This is a genomic window from Aquamicrobium terrae, assembly GCF_040545735.1.
In the GTDB taxonomy this organism is placed as follows: domain Bacteria; phylum Pseudomonadota; class Alphaproteobacteria; order Rhizobiales; family Rhizobiaceae; genus Mesorhizobium; species Mesorhizobium terrae_A.
Genome location: NZ_JBEPML010000002.1, coordinates 102067 through 122741 on the forward strand (window position 1 = coordinate 102067; position 20675 = coordinate 122741).

19 protein-coding genes and 1 riboswitch are annotated in these 20675 nt (G+C 65.6%); of the genes, 11 read left to right on the forward strand and 8 right to left on the reverse strand.

Annotated elements, in window-relative coordinates:
- Positions 1-53: 53 nt before the first annotated feature.
- Both parE and ABID37_RS03025 read left to right on the forward strand, forming a co-directional pair.
- Positions 54-2129 carry a DNA topoisomerase IV subunit B gene (gene parE, locus ABID37_RS03020; protein ID WP_354192566.1) on the forward strand — a complete coding sequence of 692 codons (2076 nt, stop codon included), beginning with the start codon at positions 54-56 and terminating at the stop codon, positions 2127-2129.
- Between the two features lie 25 nt (positions 2130-2154).
- On the forward strand, positions 2155-4176 hold the full coding sequence (locus ABID37_RS03025) for an FUSC family protein (RefSeq protein ID WP_354192567.1): 2022 nt from the start codon (positions 2155-2157) through the stop codon (positions 4174-4176).
- A gap of 9 nt (positions 4177-4185) precedes the next feature.
- Here the strand turns inward: ABID37_RS03025 and ABID37_RS03030 are convergent, their stop codons facing one another.
- Positions 4186-5307, reverse strand: coding sequence for a DUF2336 domain-containing protein (locus ABID37_RS03030; RefSeq protein WP_354192569.1), 1122 nt, complete (start codon positions 5305-5307; stop codon positions 4186-4188).
- 78 nt (positions 5308-5385) lie between these two features.
- On the opposite strand from ABID37_RS03030, the gene ABID37_RS03035 reads away from it, so the two are divergent.
- Positions 5386-5913: a MaoC family dehydratase gene (locus tag ABID37_RS03035; protein ID WP_354192570.1), complete on the forward strand. Its 528-nt coding sequence runs from the start codon at positions 5386-5388 to the stop codon at positions 5911-5913.
- Positions 5913-6794, forward strand: coding sequence for an HpcH/HpaI aldolase/citrate lyase family protein (locus ABID37_RS03040; RefSeq protein ID WP_354192571.1), 882 nt, complete (start codon positions 5913-5915; stop codon positions 6792-6794). Before ABID37_RS03035 ends, ABID37_RS03040 begins: the two co-directional genes overlap by 1 nt.
- Before the next feature lie 3 nt (positions 6795-6797).
- Here ABID37_RS03040 and ABID37_RS03045 read toward each other — a convergent pair whose 3' ends face one another.
- Positions 6798-7382 carry a nitroreductase family protein gene (locus ABID37_RS03045; RefSeq protein ID WP_354192573.1) on the reverse strand — a complete coding sequence of 195 codons (585 nt, stop codon included), beginning with the start codon at positions 7380-7382 and terminating at the stop codon, positions 6798-6800.
- A 193-nt stretch (positions 7383-7575) separates the two neighbouring features.
- Here ABID37_RS03045 and ABID37_RS03050 point away from each other — a divergent pair, with 193 nt between their 5' ends.
- Complete coding sequence (locus tag ABID37_RS03050; protein ID WP_354192574.1) at positions 7576-8514, forward strand: RgsD C-terminal domain-containing protein; 939 nt, start codon at positions 7576-7578, stop codon at positions 8512-8514.
- Between the two features lie 50 nt (positions 8515-8564).
- Positions 8565-8719: riboswitch (FMN riboswitch) on the forward strand.
- A gap of 78 nt (positions 8720-8797) precedes the next feature.
- On the forward strand, positions 8798-9256 hold the full coding sequence (locus ABID37_RS03055) for a 6,7-dimethyl-8-ribityllumazine synthase (RefSeq protein WP_354192576.1): 459 nt from the start codon (positions 8798-8800) through the stop codon (positions 9254-9256).
- A 72-nt stretch (positions 9257-9328) separates the two neighbouring features.
- Here ABID37_RS03055 and thrS read toward each other — a convergent pair whose 3' ends face one another.
- Entirely contained in the window at positions 9329-11317 is a 1989-nt protein-coding gene (gene thrS, locus ABID37_RS03060) for a threonine--tRNA ligase (protein WP_354192577.1), read from the reverse strand.
- 112 nt (positions 11318-11429) lie between these two features.
- Positions 11430-11798 carry a membrane protein insertion efficiency factor YidD gene (yidD, locus tag ABID37_RS03065; protein WP_354192578.1) on the reverse strand — a complete coding sequence of 123 codons (369 nt, stop codon included), beginning with the start codon at positions 11796-11798 and terminating at the stop codon, positions 11430-11432.
- Positions 11799-12070: 272 nt separating this feature from the next.
- Here yidD and ABID37_RS03070 point away from each other — a divergent pair, with 272 nt between their 5' ends.
- Entirely contained in the window at positions 12071-13108 is a 1038-nt protein-coding gene (locus tag ABID37_RS03070) for an LLM class flavin-dependent oxidoreductase (protein WP_354192580.1), read from the forward strand.
- Positions 13109-13130: 22 nt separating this feature from the next.
- On the opposite strand, the gene ABID37_RS03075 is transcribed toward ABID37_RS03070, so the two are convergent.
- Positions 13131-13577, reverse strand: a complete 447-nt coding sequence (locus ABID37_RS03075) for an iron-sulfur cluster assembly scaffold protein (protein WP_354192581.1) — start codon at positions 13575-13577, stop codon at positions 13131-13133.
- Positions 13578-13808: 231 nt separating this feature from the next.
- Here ABID37_RS03075 and folE point away from each other — a divergent pair, with 231 nt between their 5' ends.
- The 3 genes from folE (at position 13809) to ABID37_RS03090 (ending at position 16020) form a co-directional block, all read left to right on the forward strand.
- Entirely contained in the window at positions 13809-14447 is a 639-nt protein-coding gene (folE, locus tag ABID37_RS03080; RefSeq protein ID WP_354192582.1) for a GTP cyclohydrolase I FolE, read from the forward strand.
- Positions 14448-14493: 46 nt separating this feature from the next.
- Positions 14494-14955 (forward strand): phosphoribosyl-AMP cyclohydrolase, encoded by a 462-nt coding sequence (gene hisI, locus ABID37_RS03085; protein ID WP_354192583.1) that lies wholly within the window; start codon positions 14494-14496, stop codon positions 14953-14955.
- 84 nt (positions 14956-15039) lie between these two features.
- Positions 15040-16020, forward strand: coding sequence for a patatin family protein (locus ABID37_RS03090; RefSeq protein ID WP_354192584.1), 981 nt, complete (start codon positions 15040-15042; stop codon positions 16018-16020).
- A 2-nt stretch (positions 16021-16022) separates the two neighbouring features.
- On the opposite strand, the gene ABID37_RS03095 is transcribed toward ABID37_RS03090, so the two are convergent.
- Complete coding sequence (locus ABID37_RS03095) at positions 16023-16556, reverse strand: hypothetical protein (RefSeq protein ID WP_354192585.1); 534 nt, start codon at positions 16554-16556, stop codon at positions 16023-16025.
- 378 nt (positions 16557-16934) lie between these two features.
- Here ABID37_RS03095 and ABID37_RS03100 point away from each other — a divergent pair, with 378 nt between their 5' ends.
- The gene (locus ABID37_RS03100) at positions 16935-17837 is read left to right on the forward strand and encodes a helix-turn-helix transcriptional regulator (RefSeq protein ID WP_354192586.1); all 903 of its coding nucleotides are present in this window, start codon (positions 16935-16937) and stop codon (positions 17835-17837) included.
- Here ABID37_RS03100 and recJ read toward each other — a convergent pair.
- Together recJ and glpX are read right to left on the reverse strand one after the other, a co-directional pair.
- Positions 17834-19615: a single-stranded-DNA-specific exonuclease RecJ gene (gene recJ, locus ABID37_RS03105; RefSeq protein WP_354192587.1), complete on the reverse strand. Its 1782-nt coding sequence runs from the start codon at positions 19613-19615 to the stop codon at positions 17834-17836. The genes ABID37_RS03100 and recJ overlap by 4 nt on opposite strands.
- A gap of 58 nt (positions 19616-19673) precedes the next feature.
- Positions 19674-20657: a class II fructose-bisphosphatase gene (gene glpX / locus ABID37_RS03110; protein ID WP_354193039.1), complete on the reverse strand. Its 984-nt coding sequence runs from the start codon at positions 20655-20657 to the stop codon at positions 19674-19676.
- Positions 20658-20675 lie beyond the last annotated feature (18 nt).

Sequence of the window (20675 nt, forward strand, 5' to 3'; positions counted from 1 at the left end):
TGCAAAGCGTGGCAAACTCTCAAGTGATTCGCAGCCTCCGCTCACGGACTCGCATGGACGACAGCAACGATCTTTTCGCCCGCATCGAAGACAAGCCTCAGCCGGTGCGCACGCCATCGCGACCGGCCGACCCGCTCGTGCAGGCGGCCCGCAAGGCCGCCGCTCCCGCGCCGGCCGCTTCTCCGCCAAAGGACAGCGGCGACGGCTACAGCGCCGCCGACATCGAGGTTCTGGAGGGCCTGGAGCCGGTGCGGCGCCGGCCCGGCATGTATATCGGCGGCACCGATGAAAAGGCGCTGCATCATCTGTTCGCCGAGGTGATCGACAACTCGATGGACGAGGCCGTGGCCGGTCACGCCAGTTTCATCGAGGTCGAACTCTCGGCTGACGGGTTCCTGACCGTGACCGATAACGGCCGCGGCATTCCCGTCGACATGCATCCGAAATTCAAGCGGCCGGCGGTCGAGGTCATCATGACCACGCTGCATTCGGGCGGCAAGTTCGACTCCAAGGTCTACGAGACCTCCGGGGGCCTGCACGGCGTCGGGGTGTCCGTCGTCAACGCGCTGTCGGAGGAGCTGGAGGTCGAGATCGCCCGTGGGCGCAAGCTCTACCGCCAGCGTTTCTCGCGCGGCAAGCCGCTGGGCGAACTGGAGCATCTGGGCGACGTGCACAACCGGCGCGGCACCAGGATCCGCTTCAAGCCGGACGACCAGATTTTCGGCAAGGGCGCCAAATTCGAGCCCGCGCGCCTCTACAAGATGACGCGCTCGAAAGCATATCTGTTCGGCGGCGTCGAAATCCGCTGGAATTGCGATCCGTCGCTCATCGGCGAGAAGGACAACACGCCGGCCAAGGCCGAGTTCCATTATCCCGGCGGCCTCAAGGACTATCTGGCCGCCTCGCTCAACGGCGATTTCCAGGTCACGCGCGAAATTTTCGCCGGCAAGACCGAGCGTCAGGGCGGCCATGGCTCCGTGGAATGGGCGGTGACCTGGTTCGGCGGCGACGGCTTCCTCAATTCCTACTGCAACACCATCCCGACCGGCGAAGGCGGCACCCACGAAACCGGCTTCCGCAACGTGCTCCTGCGCGGCCTGCGCGCCTATGCCGATCTCACCGGCAACAAGCGCGCCTCGGTCATCACTTCCGAAGACGTGATGATCTCGGCCGCCGGCATGCTGTCGGTGTTCATCCGCGAGCCGGAATTCGTCGGCCAGACCAAGGATCGTCTGGCCACCGTCGAGGCGGTGCGCATCGTCGAAAGCGCCGTGCGCGATCCGTTCGACCACTGGCTGGCGGCCAATCCGCAGGAAGCCACCAAGCTGCTCGACTGGGTGATCCAGCGCGCCGACGAGCGCGTGCGCCGCCGTCAGGAGCGCGAGGTGTCGCGCAAGACGGCCGTGCGCAAGCTGCGGCTTCCGGGCAAGCTGGCGGACTGCACGCAGAACGCGGCGGCCGGCGCGGAACTGTTCATCGTCGAGGGCGATTCGGCGGGCGGTTCGGCCAAGCAGGCGCGCGACCGCGCCAGCCAGGCGGTGCTGCCGTTGCGCGGCAAGATCCTCAACGTCGCCAGCGCCGGCCATGACAAGCTGACCGCGAACCAGACCATTTCGGACCTGATCCAGGCGCTGGGCTGCGGCACCCGCTCGAAATACCGTGAGCAGGACCTGCGCTACGACCGCGTCATCATCATGACCGACGCCGACGTCGACGGCGCGCACATCGCCTCGCTGCTCATCACCTTCTTCTATCAGGAGATGCCGCAGCTCATCAAAGGCGGTCATCTCTACATGGCGGTGCCGCCGCTCTATTCGATCCGGCAGGGCGGCAAGGTGGCCTATGCGCGCGACGACGCCCATAAGGACGAGTTGCTGCGCACCCAGTTCACCGGGCGCGGCAAGGTCGAGATCGGCCGTTTCAAGGGTCTGGGCGAGATGATGGCGCACCAGCTCAAGGAAACCACCATGGACCCGAAGAAGCGCACGCTGCTGCGCGTGGAGGTGCTCGACGAGGAAGCCTCCACCCGCGACGCGGTCGACGCGCTGATGGGCACCAAGCCCGAATCCCGCTTCCGCTTCATCAGCGAACGCGCCGAATTCGCCGAAACCGACGCGCTGGACATCTGATACCGCGATGCGCGCCGGGACCAGAATGCGGGACCGGCTCGCAGGATTGATACGCACCACGCGTAGCGACTGGATTTTTGCGCTGCGCACCACGCTGGCGGGGCTGGTCGCGCTGCTCGTCGCCTATGCACTGGGGCTCGGCCAGCCGCATTGGGCGATGATGACGGTGTTCATCGTCGCCCAGCCGGTTGCCGGCATGGTGCTGGCAAAGGGCTTTTTCCGCTTGGCCGGCACGCTGGCGGGCGCGCTGGCCGCGCTGTTCTTCGTCCCGGTTTTCGGCGGCAATGCGTGGCTGTTCGTGGCGATACTCGCCCTGTGGATCGGGCTTTGCACCTGGCTTTCCTCGCTGCTGCGCAATCCGGAAGCCTATGGCGCAGCCCTTGCCGGCTACACCGCCCTGATCATCGGCCTGCCGGCCTTCACCGAGCCGCAGCTTCTTCATGAACTGGCGCTGACGCGCTGCGGCGAGATCATCGTCGGCATCGTCTGTGCGGGACTCAGCAGCCGGCTGATGCTGCCGCAACTCGCCAGCGAGGCCCTGAGCCTGCGGCTGGCCCGCTCCATCAACGATCTCGCGGCCTATGCCGCCGGAGCCTTTTCCGGCGCCGAGATCACAAAGCTGCGGGCGCTGCATCGCAAGCTGATCGCGGACACGCAGGCGCTTGGCGAGATGCGGGCCTATGCCCGGCTCGAAACACCGGGCCGGGCGAGCCGCGCGCAATCCCTGCGCCGCACGATCGGCCATCTTCTGTCGGCCATCTCAGCGGCCCGCATGCTGCATGCCCACGCCATGCCCGACAACAAGACGCTGCGGCCGGTAAGGGATGCGCTGAAATCGGTGGTGGACGACCTTGCCACCGACGGACTGGACGACACTGGTCCCTTCATCGCACGCCTGGACGATGTCGCCGCCCGGACATCCACCCTGCCACGCGACATGGGAACCGACGATCCCGTCGCGACCGCCTCGCGCTTTGCCCTGGCGGCCGAGTTCACTCACGCCTTGAAAGGCGCCTTGCGCGGCCTCGACATGCTGCGGCAGGAGCCGCGAGACAGGCTGCGCACGCGCCGGCAACCCGCGTTGCTGATCCACCGCGACCGCCATGCGGCATGGCGCAATGCCGTGCGCGCCATGGTGGCGACCGCGCTCGTCGCAGCCTTCTGGCTCGAAACACAATGGTCGGCCACGGAAGGCACCGTCATCATCGTGGCGGTCGTTTCCAGCCTGTTCGCGGCGCGCCCCTTCCCGGTCAAGGTTGCATGGGGCTTCTTCAAGGGCACCCTGCTCGCGCTGCCCTTCGCCTTCGTGGTGGGCCAACTCCTCCTGCCGACCTTTCCCGGATTCTTCTGGTTCACGCTGTTCGCGGTGCCGATCCTGGTGCCGGCGACGCTGGCGATGGCCAATCCGCGCCTGACCGGCGTGGCAACGGCGTTCGCCATCAACTTCCTTGCATTTCTCAGCCCGCATCAGGTGATGACCTACGATCCGGTGGAGTTTCTTGCCGGTTCCGGTTCCATCCTGATCGGGATTCTGCTTGCCATGGGTGTCTTCCTGGTAGTGCTTCCGGTCGACCCGCAGCAAACGGCGGAACGCATCGTGCGGGCCATGCGCGAGGATCTGGCGCGGCTGTGCCTGCATGAGCGCATTGCGCGGCGTTCCGCCTTCGAAAGCCTCGCCTATGACCGCATCAGCCAGTTGATGCCGCTGCTGCAAGCCAAGGGCAAGGACGGCGAAATCCTCATCGGCGGCAGCGTGGCGGCGGTGACGGCCGGGCTGGAAGTGCTGCGGCTGCGCAAGTTGCAGCTCGGCGGCGTGCTGACGCAACCCGCCAGGGACGCAGCCTCCCGGTTCCTGCGCGACATCGCGCGCGGCCTGCTCGTGCCGCCGTCCGGCCATTCATGGGACGCGATCATCGCCAGGACCCGACAGGAAGCGCAGGACATCGCCGAGGCCGGTACGACCGAGGCCTTGCAGGCAGCGGCGGCCATGCGCGTCATCGCGGCGGCGATCGAGGATCACCCGGCCTTCTTCAACCGCAGGGCGTGAAGCGTTCCGTCAGGCGGCGGCGATAGCCAGCGCGTGGCCGCGCGCGTTTTCGCGCAGCGCATCGAGATGGATGGATTTCACCAGCGTGGCCAGTTCACCTTGCGCGCCCTGCCCGCCGAGCTCCTTCAGCATCAGCCAGCTCACCTCCTGCACCCCGGCGACGCGCTTGCCATTGGCAACCTCTCGCCAGACCTTGAGCGCCCGCAGGATGACGGCGTGGGTGGCCTCGGCCAGGCCGGAGCCGGTGAGCAGCGCGCGCAACGCCACATCGTTGCCGGCGGCGAGAAGGGAAGCCACCCGCTGCTCGCTGCGGCGGGTCAGCACCACCAGCGCGCTGCCGAAGAAATCGATCTTGCCATGCGCCACGGTACGAATGAGGAAGGACGCCGTGAGGTCGCCACGCAGGCGCAGATGTTCCGCCAGCGCGGCATGTTCGTCGCCTTGCGTGCCTTCGATCAAGGTCAGCGAAGCCTTGATGCAGGCATCGCGCATCAGGCGCTCGGCCCGCGCAGCGCCCATCAGCGCCTGCACCAGGGGCGACCCCTTCAACGTCTCGCCGAGCTTGACCAGCAGCATGTGTCGGCAATCCGCCGGCAGGCGCATGTCCGCGATCAGTGCCTCGCGCACCGCGCTGACATGGCCGAAGCGCTCGGCCATACGCCGAAAGCTCAGCGAGGCGATGTCGGCGCCGCAATTCTTCAGCAGCACCACGCAGGCATCGGCCTCGCCGATCTCGGCGATGGCGGCGGCCACCGGCATCGAGACCGACGGGCGGTCGGCCACCAGCTTCTGCGTGGCCACGGTGCCCGCCGCGACGCGGTCGATCAGGTCGGCATCGGTCAGCAGCGGCGAGCGCGCGACGACGAGCGCGGCCACTTCCGGCTGGTCCGCGGCAAGAGCGGCGATGACCTGCGGCGGGGCATGGCGGCTCATCGACAAGGCTTCGGCCATGGCCTGCCGGACCTTGGAGGACGGATCGTCCAGCAAAAGGGTGAGTGCCGCCTCGGCGGCGCACCGGTCCTCGAAAGGCAGGGTGTGCTGCACATAGGCGTTGGCAAGGGCGGCGGCGGCGGCGGCGCGTTCCGAAACCTTCGCCGTGCAGATCCACTTGAGGAAATGCGAAACAACCATCACTTGCGCCCAACCCCCGAAAGCCAGCCCCGGCTCTGAAATCCACGATAGGCCCAATGGCTTAATAAAGCGTTCACCATGTTTTCCCGGGCGTCTGCCGCTTGCAGCGCGCGCGGCAGGGTCCTATCAAAAGTGCAAAAGGAGGAGAGCGCCATGGCCGGATTGTATCTTGAGGAATTCGAGGTCGGGCATGTCTTTCGCCACGCGCTGCGCAAGACGGTGACCGAAAGCGACAACATGCTGTTTTCGGTCATGACGCTGAACCCGCAGCCCCTGCACATCGATTTCGAGTTCGCATCGAAGACCGAATGGGGACGGCCGCTGGTCAATTCGCTGTTCACCCTCGGCCTGATGATCGGCATCGCCGTCAACGACCTGACCGTCGGCACCACCGTCGCCAATCTCGGCATGAAGGACACGGTGTTCCCGCACCCGCTGTTCCACGGCGATACGGTGCGGGTGGAGACCACTGTGATCTCGGTGCGCAAATCGAAATCGAAGCCCGACCGCGGCATCGTCGAACTGGAGCACCGGGCCTACAACCAGCATGACGTTCTGGTGGCCAAATGCCTGCGTCAGGCGATGATGCTGAAGAAGCCGGTCTGATGCGGTCGCTGCTGTTCGTTCCCGGCGATTCGGAAAAGAAGCTGGAGAAGGGCTTTGCCTCCGAAGCCGACGTGGTGATCGTCGATCTGGAGGATTCCGTCGCGCCTTCCAACAAGGAGAGCGCCCGGCGCATTGCCGCAGAGTTCCTTGCCGCACGGTCGAAGATGCAGAAGCCGGCCGTCTATGTCCGGGTCAACGACCTCACGACCGGCCTGACGGATGCCGACCTTGCCGCGCTGGTGCCGGCCCGGCCGGCCGGCATCATGCTGCCCAAGTCGACCAGCGGCGCGGATGTCGAGCGGCTTTCGGTCAAGCTGCGCGTGCAGGAGGCCGAGCAGGAACTGCCGGACGGCGGCATCTCCGTCATCGCCATCGCCACCGAAACGGCCGCTTCCCTCTTCACCGGCGCGACCTATGCGGGCGCGAGCCAGCGCCTTGCCGGCCTGACCTGGGGCGCGGAAGACCTGTCGGCCGCCATCGGCGCACGAGCGGCGCGGGATGCGGACGGGCGCTATACCGACGTGTTCCGGCTTGCCCGCGCCGTCACCCTGCTTGCCGCCTCGGCGGCGGAAGTGGCCGCCATCGACAGTGTCTATCCGGATTTCCGCGATCTGGCAGGGCTGGAGGCGGAGTGCATCGAGGCCGAGCGCGACGGTTTCACCGCCAAGATGGCGATCCACCCGGCACAGGTGTCGGTCATCAACGCCGCCTTCACCCCCACACCCGAGGCCGTCGAACATTCGGCGGCGGTGGTGGCCGCCTTCGAAGCGGCGGGCAATCCCGGCGTCGTCGGCATCGGCGGCAAGATGTACGACCGCCCGCATCTGCGCCTGGCCGAGCGGCTGCTGGCCAGGGCGCGGGCGGCGGGCGTTACCGGCTGAACCTTAACCCTGCCACGGGCCTGAATAATCGGCATAGAGCGCGGCCGGATCGGGGCGCGGACGCTCCGGCGCCGTGCCTTCATAGCTGCCGATATGCACGAAGCCGATGACGCGCTCATCCGGCGCAAGCCCCAGGATCGCCCTGCCCTCCGGCACTTCGGAATACCAGTTGGTGATCATGTTGGTGCGGTAGCTCAGCGCGTTGGCCGCAAGGATGAGGTTCATCGCGGCCATGCCGCCCGACAGGAACTTCTCCCAATCGGGAATCTTGGGATGCTCCTTCGGCGTGGAGACGACGCCAATCACCACCGGCGCCCGCGAGAAGCGGGTAAGCTCCTGATTGCGCCGGCCTTCCGGCAGCGGGCCTTCGCGCTCCTCGGCAAGGGCCGCCAGCTTGCGGCCGATCTCCTCACGCGCCTCGCCGCGATAGACGATGAACCGCCAGGGCGCCAGCCGGCCATGGTCGGGGACACGGCTGGCCGCGGCGATAATCTTCGCGATCTCGGCATCGTCCGGCCCGGGTGCCTGCAAATCCTGGATCGGCACGGAAGCTCTGGCCAGCAGGAAATCCATGATCGTCGCGTTCATCTTGCAATATCCCTGGAAAGGTCGGCGGCTGGGGTCGTGTCCCTCGGGAAGCGGCCCGGGCAGTGCCTGAAATGGGAAGCATCCGCGGTCGGGATGCAGTCGGGCCTTGAAATTGCCACCGCCTTGCGGTTCAAGGCAAGACATGTTTGCAGCGGCCCGCCGTCTTTTCCCGATTCCCATGACCCCGGCCCCGATGGCCCCTATCTTCATGGGCATGCTGTGCGCGGCCATGGCGCTGCCGGCCGCGGCGCAGGAAGACGACGGGCTGGGAGACCTCAAGCTGCCCGGTATCTCCAGCTATGCCACGCCGCAAAGCGACCGTTCGCTCGCCACCAGTTCCGGCGGCACCGTGACGCTGAGCGCCCAGCTCAACGAAGGCGGCGAGGAGATCACCCGGGGCATGGTCTGGCGTGTGTTCAAGCCCGAACCGGATGCCGACGGCAAGCTGCCGCTGGTGGCCTCGGCGCAGGGCGGCACCTCGATCTTCGATCTGGAGCCCGGAAGCTATCTGGTCCACGCCTCCTATGGCCGCGCCGGCGCCACCAAGCGCATATCGGTCGGCCGGCAGGCCCAGCACGAAAGCTTCGTGCTCAATGCCGGCGGCCTGAAGCTCGACGCCACGGCAGCCGGCGGCGGACGCATCCCCCCGGCCAAGCTGCGCTTTTCGATCTACGAGGGCGACGGCGAGGACAGTGGCGATCGGGCACTCGTCCTGCCCAATGTTCAGCCCAACACCGTGGTGCGGCTCAAATCCGGCACCTATCATGTCGTGTCGACCTACGGGTCGGTGAACGCCATCATCCGTTCCGACATCCGCGTCGAGGCCGGCAAGCTCACCGAGGCGACGGTGGAACACCATGCAGCCGAAGTCACGCTCAAGCTGGTGCGCGAGGCCGGCGGCGAAGCCATCGCCGACACCTCGTGGTCGGTGCTCAACGAGGCGGGCGAGCAGGTGAAGGAAAGCGTCGGCGCCTTTGCCCCCATGGTGCTGGCGGATGGCGACTACACGGCCATCGCCAAGAATCGCGACCGCATCTACCAGAAGGACTTCAAGGTCGAGCCCGGCCAGAACCGCGAAATCGAGGTGGTCGCCTCGGAAGCCTCGGCGGTCGATCCCGAAGCCGCCGACTGAGTGTTCACCGCATCTCGGCTTGCAAGAGCCGCCCCTGCATGACACATAGGTCCTGTTCTCAGGGCGGGGCGAAATTCCCCACCGGCGGTATGCGGCTCGAATAGAGCCGCGAGCCCGCGAGCGCTTTCCCCGCAGCGGGGAAAGGTCAGCAGATCAGGTGCGATGCCTGAGCCGACGGTTACAGTCCGGATGAAAGAGGACATGCAGGCGCCGTCGTTTACGCGGGCGGCAAGCCTTCATGTGATCGCCTTGGGTGACGTGTCTGTTGCTGAAAGGAGATCACATGACACAAGCCCACTCTGCTTTTTCCCGTCCCGTGCGCTACGCCTTCATCAAGGCCAACTGGCACAAGGACATCGTGGACCGCGCGCTGGAAGGGTTCACGCAGCTCATTCCCGCTTCCCAGGTCGATGTCTTCGATGTGCCCGGCGCATTCGAGATGCCGATGCTGGCCCGCGACCTTGCCCAGTCCGGCCGCTATGCCGCCGTCGCGGCTGCGGCGCTGGTGGTCGATGGCGGCATCTACCGGCATGATTTCGTGGCGCAGGCGGTGGTCGACGGATTGATGCGCGCTGGAATGGACACGGGCGTCCCGGTGCTTTCGGTGTCGCTCACCCCGCATCATTATCAGGAAACCGAGCATCACAACCGCATCTTCTCCGAGCATTTCGTGCAGAAGGGCCGCGAGGCGGCCGAGGCGGCGCTGATGATCGGCAAGACCCGCGCCCAGCTCGCGGCCTGACATTTCCATCCGAAAACGAGAACGGCGGCGGATTTCTCCGCCGCCGTTTTCGTTCGAACGCCTGTTGGCCCGTCAGGCAGCGCGGGCGCGTTTGAGGTCGGGCGGCGTCGCCTCGTCGGACAGCGAGGTCACGGCCTCGTCGAGTGTCATCGAATGCTGGTCGCGCGAACCGAGGCGGCGCATGTTGACCGTACCCTCCTCAGCCTCGCGCTTGCCGCAGACGAGGATAACCGGCACCTTGGCAAGGCTGTGCTCGCGCACCTTGTAGTTGATCTTCTCGTTGCGAAGATCGGTTTCCGCCGCCAGACCCGCCTGCTTCAGCCGTGCCACGACCTGGCGCGCATAATCGTCGGCGTCGGAGGTGATTGTCGCCACCACCACCTGCAAGGGCGCGAACCACAGCGGCATCTGGCCGGCATGGCTCTCGATGAGGATGCCGAGGAAGCGCTCCAGCGAGCCGCAGATGGCGCGGTGCACCATTACCGGCTGCTTCTTCTCCGAATCCGCGCCGATATAGAAGGCCCCGAAGCGCTCCGGCAGGTTGAAGTCCACCTGCGTGGTGCCGCACTGCCATTCGCGGCCGATGGCGTCGCGCAGCGTATATTCGAACTTCGGCCCGTAGAACGTGCCCTCGCCCTCGTTGATGCCGGTCTTGATGCGGTTGTCCTCGCGCGCCATTCGCGCCAGTGCGCGGCGCAGGATGTCCTCGGCGTGGTCCCATGCCGCATCGGTGCCGACGCGCTTTTCGGGCCGCGTGGCCAGCTTCACCACCACCTCGTCGAAACCGAAATCCTTGTAGACCGACATCATCAGGTCGTTGATCTTGAGGATTTCCGCCTCGAGCTGGTCCTCGGTGCAGAAGATATGCGCATCGTCCTGGGTGAACGCGCGGACCCGCATGAGACCATGCAAGGCCCCCGACGCCTCATAGCGATGCACATTGCCGAATTCGGCAAGCCGGATCGGCAGATCGCGGTAGGACTTCAAGCCATGCTTGAAGATCTGTACATGGCCGGGGCAGTTCATCGGCTTGAGCGCAAACACGCGCTGGTCGGCATCCGGATCGTCCGGATGGGTGAAGGCGTGGGCCGACTTCACCGCGAACATGTTCTCCTGATACCAGCCCCAGTGGCCCGATGTCTCCCACAGGCTCTTGTCCAGCACCTGCGGCGCATTCACCTCCTGGTAGTCGTCGCCGAGGCGGCGGCGCATATAGGCAATGAGGTTCTGGAACATCTTCCAGCCCTTGGCGTGCCAGAAGACGACGCCCGGCCCCTCCTCCTGGAAGTGGAAGAGGTCCATCTCACGCCCCAAGCGGCGATGGTCGCGCTTCTCGGCCTCCTCCAGCATGTGCAGATACTGGTCGAGCTGTTCCTGCGTCGCCCAGGCGGTGCCGTAGATGCGCGTCAGCATCGGGTTGTTGGCATCGCCGCGCCAATAGGCGCCGGCCACCTTCATCAGCTTGAAGGCGCTGCCGATCTGGCCGGTGGAAGCCATATGCGGGCCACGGCACAGGTCGAACCAGTCGCCCTGATAATAGATCTTGAGGTCCTGATCCTCCGGGATCGCCTCGACCAGTTCGACCTTGTAGGCCTCGCCCTTGTCGCGGAACACCTGCTTGGCCTTGTCGCGCGACCACACTTCCTTGGTGAAGGGTTTGTTGCGCTGGACGATCTCGCGCATCTTCTTCTCGATGGCGGGGAAATCCTCCGGCGTGAAGGGTTCGTTGCGGGCGAAGTCGTAATAGAAACCGTTCTCGATCACCGGACCGATGGTCACCTGCGTGCCGGGCCACAGTTCCTGCACCGCCTCGGCCAGCACATGCGCGGCATCATGGCGGATCAGCTCTAGAGCGCGCGGATCGTCGCGGGTGACGATCTCGACCTTGCCGGAACCGCCCAGCGGGTCGGACAGATCGCGCAAGGCGCCGTCGAACGTGTAGGCGACCGCCTTCTTGGCCAGCGACTTGGAGATGGATTCGGCAAGTGCGGCGCCGGTCGTCGCGGCATCATAGTCGCGAGACGAACCATCGGGAAATGTGAGGGAAACGGAATTCGACACAGGTGTTCTCCTATCCAGTCCCGCAAACGAGCGCGGGTGGGTTGATGCCGGATGCGTCCGGCGGCAGCGGTGTCATAATCGGCGCAGCCACGGCCGTAAAGCCATGGCCGCATCAGGAGGCAGCACCGCGACGCTTTGCGCCGATCTCCCGATACCGCCAGGGCAGGAACCAGCGGAAACGCGGGGCGAGCTGTTCCGGCACATTGTCGATGCCGTGCGTGCCGCCCGGCCCGCAGCGCAGGAACCGGAACAGGCCCATCCAGCCGCCTGCCCACAGGCCGTGGCGGGCTATCGCCTCGTAGGCATATTCCGAACAGGTCGGCAGGTGCCGGCAGGTGTTGCCGACGAAGCCGGACAGGGTGAGCTGATAGAGCCGCACCACAGACGTGCCGAACACGCGGCCCGGCGTCCTGCGCCACGGGCCGGACCAGTTGCGCCCTCTCCGGGGGTGCTGCGGCGCATGTGAATGCCGGTGCGTCACGCTCCTGTCCCGTTTCGTGGCTCTGCCCTGCTTCCTCGCCCACAGATGCGATCTCGGTGCGCCGATTGCAATGCGGCCGATCCGCCGCGTCAAGCAGGCGTGAACAGTGCGTCGCCGAATGCTTCGGTTTGAACAGACGCTTCGCCCGCTCTATCTTTCGGTTCAACACGCATCCCGCCACAATCCCGGATCATGGCGCCGGCGATCCCCGACCGCCGGGCGACAGGGGTGCCCAACCATCGCCCCGGTGCGTTGCCGGACAGGAGGCTGACATGCCCGACACCATCGAACTTGGACTGGACACCTTCGGCGACGTCACGCTCGGCCCGGACGGCAAGTTGCTGCCGCAGGCGCAGGTGGTCCGCAACCTCATCGACCAGGCCGTGCTGGCGGACCAGGTAAGCGTGGATTTCATCGGCGTCGGCGAGCACCATCGCGACGATTTCGCCGTTTCGGCGCCGGAAGTGGTGCTGGCGGGCATTGCCGCGCGCACGGAGCGCATCAAGCTGGGCTCCGCCGTCACGGTGCTGAGTTCGGACGACCCGATCCGCGTGTTCCAGCGTTTCTCGACCGTCGATGCGATCTCGAACGGCCGGGCCGAGGTCATCCTCGGGCGCGGATCGTTCACCGAGTCCTTCCCGCTGTTCGGATTCAAGCTCTCCGACTACGAGACCCTGTTCACCGAAAAGCTCGACCTGTTTGCCGCCCTGCTGAAAAATGGCCCGGTGACCTGGCAGGGGTCGGTGCGCCCGCCGCTTGCCGACCAGCGCGTCTATCCGCCGATCGAGAACGGCACGCTCAAGACCTGGATCGGCGTCGGCGGCAGCCCGGAATCGGTGATCCGCGCGGCGCGCTATCACCTGCCGCTGATGCTCGCCATCATCGGCGGCGACCCTAAGCGCTTCAAGCCTTATGCGGATCTCTACCGCGACGCGCTGGCGCAACTGGGGGCTCCCACCCTGCCGATCGGCGTGCATTCGCCCGGCCATATCGCGGAGACCGACGAGCAGGCGCGCGAGGAGCTTTGGCCGAGCTACAAGAAGATGCACGACCGCATCGGCGGCGAGCGCGGCTGGGGTCCCGTCTCGATCACGGCCTTCAATTCCGAGGCGGACATGGGCTCGCTCTATGTCGGCTCGCCGGAAACCGTGGCGAAGAAGATCGCCGCCACGGTGAAGGCGCTTGATGCTGCGCGCTTCGACCTGAAATACTCGTCGGGGCCGATGGAGCATGGGAAGATGATGCGCTCGATCGAGCTCTACGGCACCCGCGTCATTCCCATGGTGCGCGACCTGCTGGCGGACAGTTGAGGGGTCTTTACGGCCGGGCCGATCACGCGGCTTTTTCGGCCTTGGTCTTCTCGATCTGGTCGATGCAATCGACCACCGCGTCGAACACCAGCATGGTTGAGGCGTGGCGGGCCTTGTAGTCGCGCACCGGCTCCAGATATTTCAGGTCGTCGAACCTGCCCTGTGGCGGCGCGCCGTTTTCCTTCAGCATCTTCAGCATGGTCTCGCGCACGTCCCGCAGTTCCTGCGCGCTGGCGCCGACGACGTGCTGCGCCATGATCGACGACGAGGCCTGCCCAAGCGCACAGGCCTTCACGTCCTGCGCGTAATCAGTGACGATACCGTCCTGCATGGCGAGATCGACGGTGACGGTGGAGCCGCACAGCTTCGAATGCGCCTTGGCGCTCGCATCGGGCTTGTCCAGCCGGCCGATCCGCTCGATATTTCCCGCGAAGGCCAGAATTTTCCTGTTGTAGACGTCGTCGATCATAATTTTCCGGTCCGTCGCCGTCTGGCGAACAGCGATTGCCGCTTCCGCACTTTCAATCGCAGCGCCCGACCAATATATAATGGTGATGTTTCGGGAACGGCAAGGCACCATTGCGCGTCTATGTCGCCGGAACCCCAGTCACGCCGCATTCGGGCCGTTTCGCGATCCCGTAATAGGCAGTGGTCCGTTCAACTCGTTCCTCCATCGAGGGGAACTACGGGAGACGCCTTTATGGACGCCGTCATCAAGAAGATCATGCCCGCCTCCGCGTATATGGAAAAGCCCGTCACCGACCGGCCGAGCCAGCAGGAGGTGGAAACCGCCGTGCGCACGCTGTTGCGCTGGACCGGCGACAATCCGGATCGCGAAGGCCTGGTCGACACGCCGAAGCGCGTCGCCAAGGCGTTCCTCGAAATGTTCAACGGCTACGACATGTGCCCGGCCGAGGAACTTGGCCGCACTTTCGAGGAAGTCGCCGGCTATGACGATCTCGTGCTGGTGCGCGACATCCAGTTCCACTCACATTGCGAGCACCACATGGTGCCGATCATCGGCAAGGCCCATGTCGGCTACCTGCCGGACGGCAAGGTCGTCGGCCTGTCCAAGATCGCCCGCGTCGTCGACATCTTCGCCCACCGCCTGCAGACGCAGGAGGCCATGACGGCGCAGATCGCCAACGTCATCCAGGACGTGCTCAATCCGCGCGGCGTGGCGGTGCTGATCGAGGCCGAGCATATGTGCATGGCCATGCGCGGCATTCGCAAGCAGGGCTCGACCACGCTGACCTCGACCTTCACAGGCACCTTCAGCGACAATGCGGACGAGCAGATCCGTTTCATGACCATGGTACGCGGCGGCCTGGTGCGCTGAGCGCGCCCCGCCGCCTTCACCGGTCCAATACCCAAGGAGAGCAGCCGTGACGGCGCTGACCTTCGCCCCTGCCCCTGCCGACAAGCAGGCCCTCGAACAGGAAGGCGCCGCCTTCACGCCACGTTTCGATGCCAATGGCCTTGTCACGGCGGTGGTCACCGATGCCGCCGACGGCATGCTTTTGATGGTGGCGCATATGAACGAGGAGGCGCTGGCGCTGACGCTCGAAACCGGCATCGCACACTACTGGTCACGCTCGCGCAAGGCGCTGTGGAAGAAGGGCGAAACCTCCGGCAACATGCAGCACGTCGTCGAACTGCGCACGGACTGCGACCAGGATGCGGTGTGGCTGCGCGTTAAGGTCGCAGGCCATGATGCAACCTGCCACACAGGCAGGCGTTCCTGTTTTTATCGAATGGTGGAGCTTCGCGACGGGAAGGCCATCCTTTCCGGTGATGGAAGTACCCCGCTGTTCGATGCAAAGGCCATCTATCTAAAGTCTGACTAACCCACTCGGAAACTTGCCCTTAAACTGATTCACCTTTTCGATACGGGACGGCTCTAGACTGAAACTGGGACAAGGGAGATCGTGATGCTCGAATGGGCGTCATTGCGCGGCAGGCCAGATGTCCGGGAAGCAAACGGGCTTTCTTCGGCAACCAGCACGGTCGAGCCCGCCCCTGCCCCGAACAAGGGCATTGCGCTTGCACTGGGCGGCGGCTGCGCCCGCGGCTGGGCTCATATCGGCGTGCTGCGCGCGCTGGACGAGGCCGGCGTCGAGATTTCCATGATCGCGGGCACCTCCATCGGGGCGCTGGTCGGCGGCTGCTATCTGGCCGGCAAGCTCGACGAGCTCGAGGATTTCGCCCGCAGCCTGACGCGGCGGCGTATCTTCGGCCTGCTCGACATCACCCTGCGCGGCAGCGGCCTGTTCGGCGGCCTCAAGCTCGATGCGCGGCTGCGCGAGCATCTCGATGGCACCCGTTTCGAGGACCTGCCCAAGCCCTTCGTCAGCGTCGCCTCCGAAATCCATACCGGGCATGAGATATGGCTCACCAAGGGCTCGCTGATCACCGCCATGCGCGCCTCCTATGCGCTGCCGGGCGTGTTCGAGCCGGTCAACTGCAACGGGCGCATGCTGGTCGACGGCGCGCTGGTCAATCCGGTTCCGGTTTCGGTATGCCGGGCGCAGGAACAGCCGGCGGTGGTCGCCGTCAATCTCAGCTCCGACAATTTCGGCCGGGCCGCCGTCATCCGCCACAGTGCGGGCGAGTCCGGGGACGATAGGTTGCAGGGCGAACAGGCCATGCTTCCTGTCCTGTCCAGGCAGCACTCGGCGCACGACGCCCGGCTCGGCATCACCGGCGTGATGGTGGAAGCGTTCAACATCATTCAGGACCGCATTTCGCGGGCGCGGCTGGCCGGCGATCCTCCGGATTTTTCGCTGCACCCCAAGCTCGGCCACATCGGCCTTACCGAATTCCACCGCGCCGGAGAGGCGATCCATCTCGGCTACGAGACCACCCTGGCCCATGCGGCGGAGCTGAAGCGGCTGCAAAGCGTGCTTGTCTGAAATCACCCGCCAAAAGGCGGAGGATTGCCGGACCCTCCGGCATTCTCACAGCCGGGATTGAAGCTGCTGATCTCGCATATGCACTTCTGGATCTGCAAACGCTCGGCTTCAGACAATTCCGAGCATTGAACATCCGTTAGGGATTTTTTTCCGTCCACATTGACGGTGGTCCTGGAACGTGACGCATAGCTGATAAGGCCGGCGGTTATTCCCGTGGCCGTACCGTTCGCGATCGCGCCGCCGACGACCGCAGTCATGCCCGGCGACGAGCCGGTGGCCTGCGACACGAGCCGACTGTCCCGGTTCTTCCCATTGCCCAGACGGAAAGTCTTGATGTCGGTGACCACCGGGCTGGCCCCCGATTTATCCGCACCGATCGTCACCACATCCTGATATCGCGAGCCGTCCGCAAGCTGATAGGGGTCGAGCACCTTGGTTTCGGGCGCAGCGCATCCGGCCGCCAGCGAGCAAACCCCGAACAAAACTATCCGCAAACGCATCAGCCCCCGCATCATGTGCTTTGACGGACGCGACATGAGCCCCCTGCCCACGACGTCCAGATGCGGCGCAATCTAGAAACGGGTGGAAAGCCCGCAACCCCCAATTGGGGACCCCAGCCGCAGGTGCGGTTTCGCGCACGGCTGCGGAGAAGGCGGTAGCATCTTCAAAATCCGCAAGAAGCGTGTAACGGTAGGCGGCGCGGAATCATCGTTCAGGGGAAAACGATGGGGGCAGATCACCAGGAGGCTCTCGGGTCGCTGCTTGAGGCGGTGCAGGCTCCGGGACAATGGTCGCAGGCCTTGCGATCTGTCGCATCCAGCTTCCGCGCCGACCATGTGTTCGCCTATCTGGTCAGCCCCGACAACACACAGCCCTATACGTCCTCCGGAAGCAGGGAAATCCTGGAAAAGGTCGTGGCCGACAACTGGCACGAGCGCAACCCACGCATGCTTCGCGGCCTGCATCACGCGCGATCCGGCCAGGTCGGCATACTGACCGACTGGCGCCTTTTTTCGCCGGATGAGATCGCGCGCGAGCCGTTCGAGCAGGAATTCGCAATCAGGTTCGACTGCGTTCACTACGCCGGTTCGTTCATTCCCATCGACAGAGATTCGTTCCTCGTTCTCAGCATGGAGCGGAGCAAACGCCGCGGAGCCTTTCTGGGAGCCGAACTCGATGACGTTGCGCGCTTCATCGAAATGACGAACACGGCCCTCAGCTATGCCATTCGCGCGCAAAAGGCGGTGACGACCGGCCTGGTGGATTCGCTGAGCACCGAGAAAACCGCCTGGGCCTGGCTCGACGGCCATGCGCGGCCTTGCCACTACTCGGCCAGTTTCAATGCCATGGTCGGCCGCTTCTTCGGCAGCAGGAACGGACGTCTTGCGCCTCTTTGCGGAGATACCGACGGGTTCGGCTTTCTGGTTGCCATGGCCGCCGTGGGTGAGCAGATCAATATGAGTCTGACCGTTGCCAATCCGGCGAACCCGGCAGACACGGCTACGGTCAGGATCGTCCCGCTTCGAACCATCGCCCGCGACATGGCCTCCCGGGGCGACGTCCTTCTCTCGATCGAGGTCAACCCGATACAGAGGCCGTCGATAGAAGACATCTTGACCCGCGATTACGGACTGACGAAAGCGGAAGTCCGGCTTGCCTTGCTGATCTGGGAAGGAAACAAACTGCGATCCGCGGCGGAAACGGAACGGATCACCTACGAGACGGCGCGGTCGCGGCTGAAGATAATCTTCAACAAGCTTTCGGTCGGCAGGCAGGCCGATCTCATCCTGAAGATGAGCGAACTTCTTAAAGGCTAGGCCGGAGCGGCGTCCACGATCCTGAACTGGGCGCTGCGATTGCCGTTCCAATAATTCGATGACAGCGAACCGGCCGCGTGGATCGTCGCGCCACGGCTCTTGAACAGGAAGTCGCCGAGCGCGGTGTCGGCCGCCCGGAAGGCGATGCCCTGGATGCGGCCGCCACTTTCCGAGCGCAGTTCGGCCCTGATGTGATTGGCCCCGACCAGACGCGCATCGACCAGGCGATGGCGCGGCAGGGCGAAGACCGGCGCGACATGGCCGGTTCCGTAGGGCCCGGCCTTCTCAAGCGTATCCAGCAGTTGCAGCGACACGCCCTCAGCTGCGAGCGCGCCGTCGATGAGCAGGCTTTCCTGATCCTGCAGACGGAACACATCGGCGGCCGCGCGCTCCTCGAAGAAGGCCCGCAGCGCGCCGAGCTTCCCCTGTTCCACGGTGATGCCGGCCGCCATGGCGTGGCCGCCGCCCTTGACCAGCAAACCTGCCTCCACCGCCTCGCGCACCATGCGGCCGAGATCGAAACCCGGAACGGAACGCCCGGAACCGCTGCCGATGCCGTTCGCGTTGAAGGCAATGGCGAAGGCCGGCCGCCGCGCATGGTCCTTCAGCCGCGAGGCGAGAAGGCCGACAATGCCCGGATGCCAGGCCGGATTGGCGGTGACCAGCACCGCCGGCCCGTTGCCGCCGGCAAGCTCGGCGTCGGCCTCGGCGCGCGCCTCGGCCAGCATCACGGTTTCCATGGCCTGCCGTTCCTGGTTGAGGCGATCGAGCGTCTCGGCGATCGCCTGCGCCTCGACCGGATCGTCGGTCGCCAGCAACCGGCTGCCCAGCGCGGCATCGCCGATGCGCCCGCCGGCATTGATGCGTGGGCCGATGAGGAAGGCGAGATGGAAGGCGTTGATCGGCTCGCCGATGCGCGCGGCCTGCGCCAGCGCGGCGAGCCCGGCATTCGACTGCCGGCGCATGACCTGCAATCCCTTCACCACGAAGGCGCGGTTGACGCCGACGAGCGGCACCACATCGCAGACCGTGGCCAGCGCCACCAGATCGAGCAAGCCGAGCAGGTCCGGCTGGCTGCTTCCCGGCATGCGGGCGCGCAACAGTTTCGCGGTCTGCACCAGCGTCAGGAACACAACGCCGGCGGCACACAGATGCCCCTGTCCCGACAGGTCGTCCTCGCGGTTCGGGTTGACGACCGCCGTGTCCGGCGGCAGCGCTCCGCCCACCTGATGATGGTCGAGCACCACCACCTCCGCGCCCGCCTCCCTCGCCGCCTCGATGGATGAGGCGGAATTGGTGCCGCAGTCCACCGTCACGATCAGCGAGGCACCGCGCGACACCAGTTCCCGCATGGCGTCGGGGTTGGGGCCGTAGCCTTCAAAAATGCGGTCGGGAATGTAGATTTCGGACTCGACCCCGAAATGGGCGAGGAAGCGCTTGAGCAGGGCCGAGGAAGCGGCGCCGTCGACATCGTAGTCGCCGAAGATCGCCACCTTCTCCTTGCGCGTGACGGCGTCGGCCATGCGGCTCGCCGCCCGCTCCATGTCGGTCAGCGAAGCCGGGTCGGGCAGCAGGTCGCGGATGGTGGGATCGAGAAAGCGCGCCGCATCCGCCGTCTGCACGCCGCGCCCGGCCAGCACGCGCGCCACGATATCGGGCACGCCGTGGCCCTGCGCGATCGCCAGCGCAATCATGTCCTGGCGATCGGTGAGCCTGTGCTCCCAGAAGATGCCAGTCGCCGAGCGCCGGACATCGAGGAAGAGACGCTTGTCGGCCATTATCGCTCGCACCCCTTGCGGGTCACGAAACCATAGGCCGACAGCTTCAGCACCGGGCTCAGAACTTGTCCAGGTCCTGATGGCGCGCCTTGATCTCGCGCACGGTACGCGAGGACGAACGCAGCACGATGGTATGCGTGGTGATGAAGTTGCGGCCGAACTTCACGCCCGACAGCATGTTGCCGTCGGTGACGCCGGTGGCGGCGAACAGCACGTCGCCGCGCGCCATCTCGTCTGCGCGATAGGCCTTGTTCGGATCGCTGACACCCATGCGCGCCGCGCGCTCGATCTTCTCCGGCGTATCGAGGATGAGGCGACCCTGCATCTGGCCGCCGGTGCAGCGCAGTGCCGCCGCCGCCAGCACGCCCTCGGGCGCGCCGCCGATGCCCATATAGATGTCGATGCCGGTTTCCTCCGGATCGGTGGTGTGGATGACGCCGGCCACGTCGCCGTCGCCGATGAGGCGGATGGCGGCGCCCGTGCCGCGCACGGCCTCGATCAGCCTGGCATGGCGCGGGCGGTCGAGGATACAGGCGGTCACCTCGCCGACCGGCACACCCTTGGCCTTGGCAAGGCGGGCGATATTCTCGGCCGGCGGCGCATCGATGTCGATGACGTCGGCGGCATAGCCGGGACCGATGGCGATTTTGTCCATGTAGACGTCCGGCGCGTTGAGCAGGCTGCCCTTCTCGGCCAGCGCCACCACGGCCAGCGCATTGGGCAGGTTCTTGGCGCAGATGGTGGTGCCTTCCAGCGGATCAAGCGCGATGTCCACCGCCGGCCCCTTGCCGGTGCCGACCTCCTCGCCGATGTACAGCATCGGCGCCTCGTCGCGCTCGCCCTCACCGATCACCACCGTGCCCTTGATGGCGAGGCGGTTCAGTTCGGTGCGCATGGCATCGACGGCGACCTGATCGGCGGCCTTCTCGTCACCGCGTCCACGCAGGCGGGCGGCTGCCACCGCCGCGCGCTCGGTAACGCGCACCAGTTCCATGGTCAGAACCCGGTCGAGGCCCGCGCTGATCTTGTCTGCCGCATTCATGATCTTGCTCAATCCCTT